Genomic DNA, 11,345 nt, shown 5'->3' on the forward strand with positions numbered 1-11,345 from the left:
TGGTGACGGTGTGAAATGGGGCCATGAGGACGACGGATGGCAGGAAGACCCTGGTTCTGGCTGGGACGGGTAAGACGGGCCGGCGGGTAGTCGAGCGCCTCACCGCGCGAGGGTTGCCGCCGCGGGTCGGCTCCCGCAGCGGCAATCCGCCTTTCGACTGGCGCGACCAGGCCACCTGGGAGCCAGCCCTGCAGGGCGTGGGGGCGGCGTACGTGGCCTACCACCCGGACGCCGCGTTCCCGGGCGCTGCGAAGACGGTAGGCGCCTTCGCCGAACTCGCCGTGCGCTGCGGCGTCACGCGGCTGGTGCTGTTGGCCGATCGTGGCGCTAGCGAAGCCGAGCGCTGCGAAGGGGCTGTGCGCGAGTCCGGTGCCGAGTGGACCGTCGTGCGCACCGGTTTCATTTCCCAGAACTTCAGCGAAGACGTCCTCGCCGACGCTGTCCGCGCGGGCGTGGTGGCGCTGCCGGTGGGCGAGGTGACCGAACCCTTCACCGACGCCGAGGACATCGCGGACGTGGCGACCGCGGCGCTCACGGAAGACGGTCACGTCGCGGAGACCTATGAGGTCACCGGTCCGCGCCTGCTCACGTTCGCCGAAGCAGTGGCGGAAATAGGCGAGGCCACTGGACGCACGCTGCGCTACCGGCCGGTCAGTCTGGAGCTGTTCACGCAGGGGCTGAAGGAACGGGGGACACCAGCCCACTTCGCCAGGCCGTTGGCCGATCTGATGGCTGAGGTCTTCGACGGCCGCAGGGCCTGTTTGGCCGACGGTGTCCAGCGTGCTCTCGGCCGAGAGCCGCGGGATTTCACCCACTATGTCCACGCCACAGCAGCCACTGGCGTCTGGTCCCCCAATCGTCAGTGAGGCACGCATGGACATGTCACGGAGGAGTTGCCGGCCACACCGAGACCCGGAAGAGGTCCACAGCCACCAAGGCCGGGGCGCCTGGGCACGCTACGCCCGATGACCACTCCGGGTGGCACAGGACGGAGAACACACGACAGTTGAATCCGCGAGGCCATCAGGTCGGTCCCCGGTAGATCTCTACCCTTGATCATCTTCGGTGGTGGTTGTGGCATGTTGTCGCGTCGTGCCATCCGACCGTTGGACTCTCGCCAGAGACAGGGATGTCCAGGCGCTGATCGTGTCGAGTGGCCGGGCTGACCGGTGGCGTCGGCTGGGCCTTCGAAGCGGTCGGTGCGGTGCCGGTGGTGGAACAGGCCTTTCGCGTCCTCGGTCGTGGCGGCACCCGGCCGGCCTGCATGTGCCGGGCTGCGCCGCGTTGGCGGTGCTCGGGCGGCGGCGGGACGGCAGTCCAGGTCGCAAGGCGGTGCTGGCCGGGCCGCGCACGCGGATGTGGACCATGGATCCGCAGGTGCCGGTTCGAGCCCTGCCGCCGGGGCTTCGCGGTCCGCCGAGCCGGGTTCTCGTCGGGCTTGATCAGCTCTGCTGGCCAGACTGGCCCGCGCGCTCCTGTTCACACCCGAGCTGGCCCGGCGCGCACAGCTGAGCGAGGAGGCGATGACGTTCGCGTGGTGTAGCACCGACATCGCCGCGCTCGCCGCCGTCCTGGTCGACCGGCACCTGGCGGTGTGGGACTTCGCCACGCCGCCGGAACGGCTCGGCATCGCCGACGAGATCATCGAACTGCGGCACCGGTGCGGCGATCGCGCGCTGATCGTGCAGGGCCACGTGCTTCGCCTGGCGAACCTGCTGGAGCTCACCTCAAGGCCACGACCCACACGCCGCCCTGCCGGACCTGCAACGGGCCCTGGGCATCGCCGAGGAGATGAACGACGCCCGCAGCATCGCCCTGCGGCACAGCCGCCTCGGCGAAACCGCCCTGCACCCCAAGATCGCCGACGCCCGGCTCGCGGCCCTCCACCTGCGGCTGGCGGCGAGCATGTTCACCGGTATCGGCGACGTCATCGGCCATGCCCGCACCGTCCCGCACTTGGCGCGGGCCTTGACGCTGAACGGACACGCCGCCGAGGCACTGTCCGAGCTGGCCGCGATCGAACAGGCCGTGCACGACTACGGCTCGGTCGGCTATCTGGCCGACCTGTGCACCGCGCTCGCCGTCGACGAATTGAAGGCGTCCACCCCCGGGTGGCCGCACCGCGAGCGCGCTACCCAGGCCGGGGTGCGCAAGGAAGCCGTGCGGCTGAAGGAGAAGAACGCCCAGCACCGCCCCTGACTCGGCCGCGGTCATCCTCGTCGCCGGGCAGCAGCCGTGACACGGTCTACGCGTGACCGGCGCCGGCCGGCTCGGTCCCCGATGCGGGTCCGGCGTCCGGACCGTAGCCCGGCCGGAAGTAGAACAGCAGCCACTCCTTGAAGAGAACGTCTGCGATCTTCTTCTGGTGGTGGGCCGCGATCACCGCGCGCACCGCCTCGTCGGAGTAGAGGCGCTTGCAGGCTTGGCAGCGGTGGGCGTACATGTTCTCCCACTCGATCGACGGGTCCATCGAGCCGGTCCGTCTCGGCCAGAGTGTCCTGCCTGATGTGCCCGACCTCCAGCTCCGGGATGGACTGGGTACCGAGGCCGCAGCACGCCATGATCCTGCCGTCGGCAAGTACCGTCGTGGTGTTGACGATGCTGTCGCACCCGACTCGCTCGCCGATGTTGTCCTTGTTCGCGGCGAAACCAGGCGGGTACTGGGCGATCGAGTCGGCTTCCAGTGGCATCCAGGGACTCTCGCAGAAGTTGATCATTCCGCGCTCTTGGCGTCGAACAGTTCCGCGAACACCGGGTTCTCGGTGATGGCCCGGCGGCAGACCGAGGCGTCCGCGACTACCTCGATCATGACGGACACGGGCAGTCCGGCGTCGACCGCCGCTCGTGCGCCTCGGATGACGTTCTCGACCGGGACGAACTTGGCGTGCTGGTCCCCGGTGCTGAAGTTGATCTCTCGCAGCCCAGCGTCGGCGAGCCGGGCGATCCCCCGCGCGGCGGTTCGCGGGTTCCTGGCCCGTGATCGGCCGGGCACGCCACCGGTAGTACGGCTGTCGAGCGATCCCGAGTACCCGGCACGCCACCGCGACGGGAATCCCGTCCGCGGCCAGCTCGTTCACGAGCGGCTAGAGCCTTTTCCCGGCAGGTTCGCCTGCGACAGATACGCCGTCGCCCGGCGCAGGACCTCGTTCTCCTGCTCCAGCAGCTTGATCCGCTTGCGGGCCTCGCGCAGCTCAGTCGAGTCGTTCCTGCTCACACCTGGTTTGCTGCCCTCGTCGGTGTCGACCTGGCGCAGCCACTTGAACAACGTCATCGGGTGGACCCCGAAGTCCTTCGCGATCTGCTCGACGGTCACACCGGGCTCACGATCACGAGCAACCCGCACGACATCGTCGCGGAACTCCTGAGGGTAGGGCTTGGGCACAGCGACATCCTCCCAGCTCACCATCGCGGCAAGCCAACTCAGATGTCACCTACTCGTGCAGCAGACCCGTTCGACTTTCTGTTGTACTTTTCGAGTTCGCCATGCTCCGGCGTCGGTCGCGCGCAGCGCCGGCACGCGCGACGGCTACTACAAACACACCTACGTACTCCCCGAATACGCCGACGAAGTCCGCGACGCGATCATCCCGAGATCGACGAAGCGCAGGCCACCTACAACCCCGGCCGCTACGACAACACCATCGACCGCTGGCTGGACCGCCTCCGCACCGGCCTACCCTGGTAACGAAACCGGAGGTTGTACGCGACTCGGCTTCCGTCGTCAGCCGCCGATGGCCGTCGTTCTTCAGCCCGCTGGCCGGCGATGCGATCATCGAACGCGAGGACACGGCACTCGGCATGCGCCGCGTCGAGGTCCTGTGCGCCAACTGCCACTCCCACCTTGGCCACGTCTTCGAAGGCGAGGGCTACGGGACACCCACCGACCTCCGGTACTGCATCAACTCGATCTCGATGCGCCTGGTCCCCGACGAGGGTTAACTCCGCCCGGACGTATCTGTCGCCTCCGCTGCGTCGCCCTCCCGGCCGCAGCGGAGTTGGCCACTCAGTCCCCCTGCACGGCACTGAGGAAGAACGAGAAACGTGCCGCGTCGAGATCCAAATCGTCCAGTGAGACATCAGAAGAGGAAGCCTGAACAACGGCGATCACCTGCTCGAGCGTAACGCTGTAGGAATCCGGCGTGAGCAGAGACATGTTCAGTGTCTTTTCCAGATCCTCTTTTCCTGCGCCAACCAGGAGGATGTCCCAAGCAAGCTCTTCGATAGTCCAGTAAGTCATATCTACAGTTCAACTTTCTATTGTACTTTTTCGAGTTCGTCCTGCTCCGGCGTCGGTCGCGCGCAGCGCCGGCACGCGCGACGGCTACTACAAACCACCTACGTACTCCCCGAATACGCCGACGAAGTCCGCGACGCGATCATCCCCGAGATCGACGAAGCACAAGCCACCTACGACCCCGGCCGCTACGAAGACACCATCGACCGCTGGTTGGACCGCCTCCGCACCGACCTACCCTGGTAACGAAGCCGGAGGTTGTACGCGACTCGGCTATCGTCGTCAGCCGCCGATGGCCGTCGTTCTTCAGCCCGCTCGCCGGCGACGCAGCCGTTCTGCGCGAGGACCGCAGCCTCGGCTCGTTGCGGGTCGAAGTGACCTGCGCCGCCTGCCACAGCCACCTGGGCCACGTCTTCGACGGGCGAGGGCTACGACACCCCCACCGACCAGCGCTACCGCATCAACTCGATCTCGCTGCGGTTGGTCCCCGACGAGGGTTGGGTCCGCCCGACGGCGTGTGCCGTCCGCAGCCGCGGCGGATCTGAAGGCAGAGTCAGATCGACACGCACCGTATGTCGACCACGACACGTTCATCGAGCGTAAGGGCCACTAGTCCTACTCAGCGTCCTGTGCCTCGATCAGGTCGAGGTCGCGGACGCAGAAGCCGTGGTGCTCGAAGGTCTCGTTGAGCACCGTGCCGAGGCACTGCCGCACCAAGCGGCCCCGGGCGTACGGCGGCCAGACATCGTCGTCGGGCACCGGCGCTCGCGCTGCGAGCTGCTCAGCGGTGACCTCGTCGAGCCAGGCCTCGAGCTCGGCGGCCTGTGCCTCACGCACGCTCACGATCTCGTCGAGGGCCGGATCGAGCGAGAGGTCAAGCCCGTGCGCTTCACGGTAGGGCTCGACGGTCGGCCCGATGCCCATCGGCGTGAACAGGTCCGTCGAGCCCAGGCAGCAGCGGCGGAACCACGAGTCGTGGACGAAGACCAGGTGGCGCATCGTCTGCACCGCCGACCACTCGTCGTTCACGCTGCGGCGCTCGATGCCGGGCGTACGGCGGATTCGCTCGATCGTGGCGGCCCAGCCGGCATGGAGCTGACGCGATGCCTCGCGCAGATCCGCAGGGTCCTCGGAGCGGATCAGCACCCGCACCGGATGACGCCGGTCGAGCTCTGCCTCGACGTACTCGGCGACCTCGACACCGTTCACCACGAGGTTGGTGACGAGCCCGTCGATCACGGCATCCTGCATGACGACGCCGATCAGGCGTGCCCCGGTCAGATCACACTCGCGGAACTCCACACCGTGCAGATCCTCGTCGACATAACGCGTCATGCTCCGCATACTAGGTTCGAGCACCGACAAGCCAGCCTCCCCGGCTTGATTTGGCCTCTTCCAGGTCCTGACCGAGCGCGAAGAACGGGACAGCGTCGCGAGGGCCTCCAACGAATCTCAGCCGAGCTCAACAAAACCAATCACGCAAGCAGTTCGCAGGTCTTCGTCAGACCGGCCGCGGGAACGCCGACCGGTTCGTCGTGTGGTTCCCTTGTCAGTCCGTCAGAAGGCGCCGGGCCTTGGCCAGGTAGTGGTCCACCAGCGTGGTGTCGGGCTGGCCGGTGCGCAGTTCCTTGGCCCGTTCCAGCAGGTGGAGCGCGACCGCGGCCGCGTCCCGGCTCGACAGTGCGACGGGGCGTCCGTCCCGCTGCAGGCCCGCCATGCGGGCGTCCTCCACCGCGGTCGAGCCGAGGTGCTGGAGGCAGCGTGACTCGCCGATGTCCTCGCCGACGCGTGCGAACATCGTGCGGGCGCGCTGCCAGCAGCGGACCGCGTCGGCGAGGTGGCCGCGCTTGGCGTGGGCGATGCCCTGCAGCTCGACGCTGTGTGCCTCGCTGCCCGCGTCACGGGCGTCCCTGGCGACCTTCTCCGCCTCCCGCAGGCAGTCCAGCGCGTCGTCGACGTGGTCGTCGAGGATGACGAGCCCGCCGAGGGTGACCAGCCGTGCCGCGTGCCCGGGCAGGGCGGAACCCGCGGCACGGAGCTTCGTCAGCTCGGCCGTCGCCGCGGCGACGGCCTCGGGCTCCACCGTCTTGTTCGCGGTGGTGAGCAGGGCGCGTTCGACCTGTTCTCGGGCGTTCAGCTCGGCACGGATGCGGTCCTCGGTGGTCTTCGCGGTGGACGCGGCGATGTCCAGCCACGGGCCCGCCTCGCCGAACCGCATCGCCAGCCGGTGCGCGGCGGCGATCCGGCACGCGGCGAGCGCGGCGACATCGTCCCGCTCCACGCGCCGAGCGAGGCGGTGCAGACCGTCGTTGACCTCCAGCAGGCCGCGTGACTGCTGTTCACGCGTGTACCAGACGTCCAGCCCGTCCGCGATGGCGCACAGGTCGGCGAAGGTGCTGCGCAGCAGCTCGTGGTCGTGGAAGTGGTCCTCTGTGAACAGTGGCAGCAGCGACGGCTCCGAGTCGCGGAACCAGGCCCGCGCGGCCTCGGCGTCGACCTCCAGCCTGGTCGCCCACTCCACGACGAAGCCCGCGAAGTAACGCACCAGCGCGGGCACCGCGACCACGGTCACGGCGCGCCGTCGCTCGGGTGAGCTGGTGCGCACGATCGGCCCCCGGATCTCTTGGGGGAGCCGGTACCGCCCACCCGGGTCTCGCACCAGTTTGCGCAGGCGCAGTTCCTCCAGCGGGGCGATCACCTCGCCGGTGACCGGCTTCGCGGTACCCGCGTCGAGGATCGCGGCGACCGCGCCTCGGGTCAGGCCCGTGACCGGCAGCTCGGCCAAGGCGTGCAGCAACCACGCCGCCTCCTCCGTCAGGCCCTCCTGCAGGTTGGCGAGTGTCACCGTCCACACGTGCTCCAGCGGGCCGGTCACCCGGCCTCCCGCGCGCAGCTCCTCGATGACGCCTTCCACCAGCTTCTCGGCCGTCTCCGCACCACTGAGCCGCCTGATCTGCCGCGCGAGCACCTTCACCGCGCCGGGCCGCCCAACACACGCGAGCAACAGCTCGTTGACGGGATCGTCGGTCACCGTGCCGCGCAACCGGTGGAACAGGTCCTTGATCCGTTGCCGTGCAGCGGGTTCCGGTACGGCGAGCTCCGTGTCCCAGATCTCGCGCAGGTGCCTGGTCGCGAGCTCGTGGACGTGGACGGTGCGATCCGGGTCGGCGTCGCCGACCGCCGTCTCGCCGGCGACCACCAGGCGGTGCGGGCCGTCGGCGGGCCACTCCTGGAGCAGCCACGCCACCTGTTCCGGTGTGGACACGTTGTCCAGGAACAGGGTCGTGCCCTTCTCGGGAAGCTTGGCGAGCAGTCCCGCCGCGGCCCTGGCGAGCACCTCACCGGTGCCGTCGGACGGCTCGTCGACGCCGAACGCGACCACGATCCGCCCCGCGGTCGCGGCCGCGTCGTACGGTTCGCTGGTCGACCGGCTCCGCAGGTCGAAGCGGTGGGTCCGGTCCTGGGCACTGCCGCGCCGGTCGATCAGCCCCTGCGTCACCTGTTCCGCGACCGCGGAGGTGCCGATGTCCCGGACACCCGCCAGCACCACCGCGCCCGTCCGCACCACCAGGTCACTGGCCTTCTCGACCTCGTCGCCCCTGCCGCAGAACAGGTCCGTCGGCCTGCGCCAGACCGGCGGCGTGCTCGGCAGCGGCATGCGCTCCTCGCGTTCCCCCGGCCGCAGCGGCGACCGCTGGAGCACCGCCAGCACCAGCCAGCCGATGCCCGCCGCCACGACGACGACGGTGGAGACCGGCAGCAGCCACGGCCCGATCGTCTTGCCGAACCACGACTCGTCCGCCCGGTTGCCGAGTATCCCGGCGCTCAGGGTGGCCACGAACCAGCAGACCGCGCCGAAGAGCCCGAGTTTGACGCGGTTGACAAACCTCGGCTCGTCTCTGCCCATCGCGTCTACCCGACCGTCCGGCCGGTCAGGCCGGCCACCACGGTCCGCCACGTGCCGAGCAGGAGCACCACGGGGATGAGCGCGGACACGACCGCGCCTGCCGCGACCGTGCCCGCCGAGGTGGCGAACTGACGCGCCTCACCCCACAGCAGCAGCGCGAGCGGGCTGTCGGCGGGCCCGCCGATCAGGAAGCCGACGATGAAGTCGTTCCACACCAGCACGAACTCCAGCACGCTCACCGCGACCAGCGCCGGCCGGTAGCGGCCGCGCCGCCACACCGCGTCCAGCGCGGGCCGCGTGTCGGTGACCGTCCTCGGCGCCGCCGCGAACGCCGCGCGCAGCACCAGCGTCGCGAACGGCAGCCCGGCCGCCGCGTGCACGAGCGAGATCAGTGCCGGGGTCCCGGCGAGCAGGTGGCTGAGCGGACCCGCGTACATCTGCACCGGCGCCACCGCGAGCACGCCGAGCAGCACCGTCAGCGCACCGGCGGTTCGGTGCGGCAGCCGCCAGGTCAGCAGGTAGGCGGCGGGGACCGCGCACGCCACCACGAGCACGGTGGCGGGCACCGCGATGGACAGGCTCCTCGTGAGCGCGGGCCACAGCCAGGTGTCGGCGACGGAGGCGAGCGAGGCGAACCCGAACCCGTCGAGCCGCCACCAGCCACCGGTGCCCGCCGCGGCGGGCGTGTGCAGCGCGGTGCCGACGAGCACCACCAACGGCAGTGTCCACATCAGACACACCAGCACGCCGATGCCGGCGCTCCACCGCCGCGTCCGCGCCGAAACGGGCTCCGGCATCGGCACCGCCACGGGCTGGGTGCCCCGCCCACCCCACCGCGTGCCGAACAGGCTCAGCACGCCCACGACCGCGAACAGCAGCACCGCGAGTGCCGCCGGTGCGCCGGTCTCGGTCGATCCCGTCGTCATCCGCCACCAGAGCAGCCCGATGACGTCGACGTCGCCGGAGATCGAGGCGGGCGCCGCGATCAGCACCAGGTCGAACACCCTGATGGCGGCCACCAGCACGGTCAGCACGACGATCGCGCTCACCGGCCCGACGCGCGGCAGGCGCAAGTTCCCGAACCGGCGGCCGAAGCCGATGTTGGCGTCGAGGCCGGCGCGGAACAGCACGACTACGAACCCCAGCCAGGACCAGGCGAACGCGGACCCGAGCACCCACCAGATCAGGTCGGGGCCGAGCCAGGTGACCCCGCCGACGAGCGCGCTCGCCGTGCCGCGTTCCCCGTTCGGGTCGAAGATCATCCGGAACACCGCGCCGGAGACCATCGCGGACACCCCGAACGGCAGGATCATGAGGTAGAGCAGTACCCGCCACAGCGTGCTGACCACTCGGCTGAGGACCGCGATCGCATACCCGGCGACGAGCAGCACGGCCCCGATCACCACCCACAGCACGCTGTGCCAGATCGACCGCAGCGCGTCGGGGTCGGTGAGGATGTCGACGAAGTTGCCTGCGCCCCACGGCGCGGACAGCGCCAGCACCAGCGTCCATGCCATCGGCGTCATCAGCAGGACCAGCAGCACGACCGCGGGCAGGCCGAGCAGGTAGTTCCAGCCGCCACGCATGCCGGGTGACCGGAGACCGCCCGCTACCCCGCGCCCGGAGACCTCCAGCCGCAGGCCGTCGTCGACCCGTATCTCCGGGCTCACTCCGCGGCCCCTGCCATGGCCGACGACGCTGCCGAGGCCGCGGCGGCCGGCTCGGTGCCCGCGGCGAGCGCACGCAGCAGGTCCTGCAACACCGTCTGCAGCACGCCACCGAGCGGCACCTTGTCGGTCAGGCCGAAGTGCAGGTCATGCGTGGTGAGCTGGCGCGCCAGCACCCGCAGGGTCGGGCTGTAGTTGCCGAGGTCGGTGCCGGGGTTGGCCGCGATGAACCCGCCGGTGTCCCTGATCCACGGCACGGGCGCGGCGGGGTCGGCCAGGTGACGGAGGACGTTCTCCGCCTCCTCGCTCGCCGGCGCGGTCAGCACCAGCAGGTCACCGGAGACCACCAACCGCCTCCCGAGGCCGGGAGCTGCCGGGAAGGTGAACGTGCCGACGTCGTCGTCGAGCACGTCGAACGCGCGGATCACGGACTCCGCGAAGTCCGGCGCGGGAACCATCGCCGCCCGGTGGTACCGGAACACCTCGAGGACGGCTTCCGGGTACTGCGCGACCAGCGCCCGCTCCGCGCCCCCCGCGAGCACCTCCCGGCCGCCCCACATCCGCGCCACCTGCGCGAACGCGGTCCGCACGTCCGCGCTGCCCCACGCGCCGCGTTCCCCCGCCACGAGCGCGGCGTAGACGCCGTCGAACTGGCGGAGCAGCACGTTCTCGAAGAACCGCGCGAGGAACCAGCCGTCGGCGCCGCCGAGCGCGAGCGCGGCCGTCCCGGTCCGCTCGACGATCCGCTCGTTCAGCTCCAGCCACTCGACCCAGGTCGTGGGTGGGGTCAGTCCGTGCTCGGCGAAGAACCGCTTGCGGTACCAGACGACCGACGAGTGGGCGACCTTGAACGGCAGCGCGTAGTGCCTGCCGTCCCGCGACGGCAACTGCCCGCTCCAGAACCCGTCGTATCCCCGGTCCCACACCTCCGGCGGCAGCGGCGCCAGCGATGTCAGCTTGCCGCTGACCAGTTTCGGCTGCGGCAACGCGACGATGTCCGGCCGGCCGGCGACGTTGGCGCCGAACGCGGCGTCGATGTCGTCGCCGAGCGGCACGAGCTGGCAGTCGTCCAGGCGTGGCCCGAGCACCCGCTGGAACGCCGCGAGCTCGGTCGCGCTCCAGCTCACGGCCACCCGGACGAACCCACCGAGCCCCAGCGGACGGTTGAGGTCCGCGCACCCGGTGGCGGCCGCGGCCAACGGGCCGACGACCGCGGCGCGCAGCAGCGCACGCCTGCGAAACCCTCGCGACGGCATGACTCCCCAGCAGAGACGTGACAGACCTCTCACGCAGAGTGTATCCCGGCTCTTGACATACCCTTCCCAGGGTCACTAACGGCACTTGTTCTCGTCACAGACCTCGAACCGGTACTGCGGCGCCGATCCGGGCGGTGCGTCGATGGCCTGTCGCTGGGCCGAAGCCAGATCGCCGGGTGGGTGTGTTGTCAGCCCGCGCGTGCGCTCATGCGCTGGGTCATGGCGTGCTCGACCAGCGTGATGAGCGTTTCCTTCGTCGACTCGCGGTCCCGGGCGTCACA

Annotated in this window: 11 protein-coding genes and 3 pseudogenes; 4 read left to right on the plus strand and 10 right to left on the minus strand. The window is 70.0% G+C overall.

Annotated features, from left to right (window positions below; all coding sequences use genetic code 11):
- Positions 1 to 23 precede the first annotated feature (23 nt).
- Positions 24 to 866: an NmrA family NAD(P)-binding protein gene (locus FHR82_RS31120; protein WP_184814103.1), complete on the plus strand. Its 843-nt coding sequence runs from the start codon at positions 24 to 26 to the stop codon at positions 864 to 866.
- Positions 867 to 1,442: 576 nt separating this feature from the next.
- Here FHR82_RS31120 and FHR82_RS31125 read toward each other — a convergent pair.
- On the minus strand, positions 1,443 to 1,694 hold the full coding sequence (locus FHR82_RS31125; protein ID WP_184814104.1) for a hypothetical protein: 252 nt from the start codon (positions 1,692 to 1,694) through the stop codon (positions 1,443 to 1,445).
- A gap of 97 nt (positions 1,695 to 1,791) precedes the next feature.
- Here FHR82_RS31125 and FHR82_RS31130 point away from each other — a divergent pair, with 97 nt between their 5' ends.
- On the plus strand, positions 1,792 to 2,199 hold the full coding sequence (locus FHR82_RS31130) for a hypothetical protein (protein ID WP_184814105.1): 408 nt from the start codon (positions 1,792 to 1,794) through the stop codon (positions 2,197 to 2,199).
- A gap of 46 nt (positions 2,200 to 2,245) precedes the next feature.
- Here the strand turns inward: FHR82_RS31130 and FHR82_RS31135 are convergent, their stop codons facing one another.
- The 3 genes from FHR82_RS31135 to FHR82_RS45315 all read right to left on the minus strand — a co-directional run bounded on the left by FHR82_RS31135 (position 2,246) and on the right by FHR82_RS45315 (position 3,382).
- Positions 2,246 to 2,470, minus strand: coding sequence for a hypothetical protein (locus FHR82_RS31135; protein ID WP_184814106.1), 225 nt, complete (start codon positions 2,468 to 2,470; stop codon positions 2,246 to 2,248).
- A 243-nt stretch (positions 2,471 to 2,713) separates the two neighbouring features.
- A complete protein-coding gene (locus tag FHR82_RS31140; RefSeq protein WP_184814107.1) occupies positions 2,714 to 2,992 on the minus strand; it encodes a GTP 3',8-cyclase MoaA family protein in 279 nt (92 codons plus the stop codon).
- 81 nt (positions 2,993 to 3,073) lie between these two features.
- On the minus strand, positions 3,074 to 3,382 hold the full coding sequence (locus tag FHR82_RS45315; protein ID WP_221464439.1) for a transposase: 309 nt from the start codon (positions 3,380 to 3,382) through the stop codon (positions 3,074 to 3,076).
- Positions 3,383 to 3,732: 350 nt separating this feature from the next.
- Here FHR82_RS45315 and FHR82_RS31150 point away from each other — a divergent pair.
- Positions 3,733 to 3,939: pseudogene (locus FHR82_RS31150) on the plus strand (peptide-methionine (R)-S-oxide reductase); the annotation flags it as partial.
- A gap of 64 nt (positions 3,940 to 4,003) precedes the next feature.
- Here the strand turns inward: FHR82_RS31150 and FHR82_RS31155 are convergent.
- Complete coding sequence (locus FHR82_RS31155) at positions 4,004 to 4,237, minus strand: hypothetical protein (RefSeq protein ID WP_184814108.1); 234 nt, start codon at positions 4,235 to 4,237, stop codon at positions 4,004 to 4,006.
- Positions 4,238 to 4,527: 290 nt separating this feature from the next.
- On the opposite strand from FHR82_RS31155, the pseudogene FHR82_RS31160 reads away from it, so the two are divergent.
- Positions 4,528 to 4,729: pseudogene (locus FHR82_RS31160) on the plus strand (peptide-methionine (R)-S-oxide reductase); the annotation flags it as partial.
- Between the two features lie 120 nt (positions 4,730 to 4,849).
- On the opposite strand, the gene FHR82_RS31165 reads toward FHR82_RS31160, so the two are convergent.
- The 5 genes and pseudogenes from FHR82_RS31165 to FHR82_RS46640 form a co-directional block, all read right to left on the minus strand.
- Positions 4,850 to 5,593 (minus strand): DinB family protein, encoded by a 744-nt coding sequence (locus FHR82_RS31165; protein WP_311771354.1) that lies wholly within the window; start codon positions 5,591 to 5,593, stop codon positions 4,850 to 4,852.
- A gap of 190 nt (positions 5,594 to 5,783) precedes the next feature.
- Positions 5,784 to 8,141 carry a hypothetical protein gene (locus tag FHR82_RS31170; protein WP_184814109.1) on the minus strand — a complete coding sequence of 786 codons (2,358 nt, stop codon included), beginning with the start codon at positions 8,139 to 8,141 and terminating at the stop codon, positions 5,784 to 5,786.
- Between the two features lie 5 nt (positions 8,142 to 8,146).
- On the minus strand, positions 8,147 to 9,811 hold the full coding sequence (locus tag FHR82_RS31175) for a hypothetical protein (protein WP_221464440.1): 1,665 nt from the start codon (positions 9,809 to 9,811) through the stop codon (positions 8,147 to 8,149).
- Positions 9,808 to 11,064, minus strand: coding sequence for an ABC transporter substrate-binding protein (locus FHR82_RS31180; RefSeq protein WP_184814110.1), 1,257 nt, complete (start codon positions 11,062 to 11,064; stop codon positions 9,808 to 9,810). The genes FHR82_RS31175 and FHR82_RS31180 overlap by 4 nt, the downstream gene beginning before the upstream one ends.
- A 188-nt stretch (positions 11,065 to 11,252) precedes the next feature.
- A pseudogene (locus FHR82_RS46640) lies at positions 11,253 to 11,345 on the minus strand (ATP-binding protein); the annotation flags it as partial.

It is taken from the genome of Actinophytocola algeriensis (genome assembly GCF_014203735.1).
Taxonomy (GTDB): Bacteria; Actinomycetota; Actinomycetes; order Mycobacteriales; family Pseudonocardiaceae; genus Actinophytocola; species Actinophytocola algeriensis.

Bases quoted from the DNA above. Each gene is read 5' to 3' on its own strand.
- FHR82_RS31120 (WP_184814103.1), top strand. From the start codon at position 24: ATGAGGACGACGGATGGCAGGAAGACCCTGGTTCTGGCTGGGACGGGT.
- FHR82_RS31130 (WP_184814105.1), top strand. From the start codon at position 1,792: ATGAACGACGCCCGCAGCATCGCCCTGCGGCACAGCCGCCTCGGCGAA.
- FHR82_RS31135 (WP_184814106.1), bottom strand. From the start codon at position 2,470: ATGGACCCGTCGATCGAGTGGGAGAACATGTACGCCCACCGCTGCCAA.
- FHR82_RS31155 (WP_184814108.1), bottom strand. From the start codon at position 4,237: ATGACTTACTGGACTATCGAAGAGCTTGCTTGGGACATCCTCCTGGTT.
- FHR82_RS31170 (WP_184814109.1), bottom strand. From the start codon at position 8,141: ATGGGCAGAGACGAGCCGAGGTTTGTCAACCGCGTCAAACTCGGGCTC.
- FHR82_RS31180 (WP_184814110.1), bottom strand. From the start codon at position 11,064: ATGCCGTCGCGAGGGTTTCGCAGGCGTGCGCTGCTGCGCGCCGCGGTC.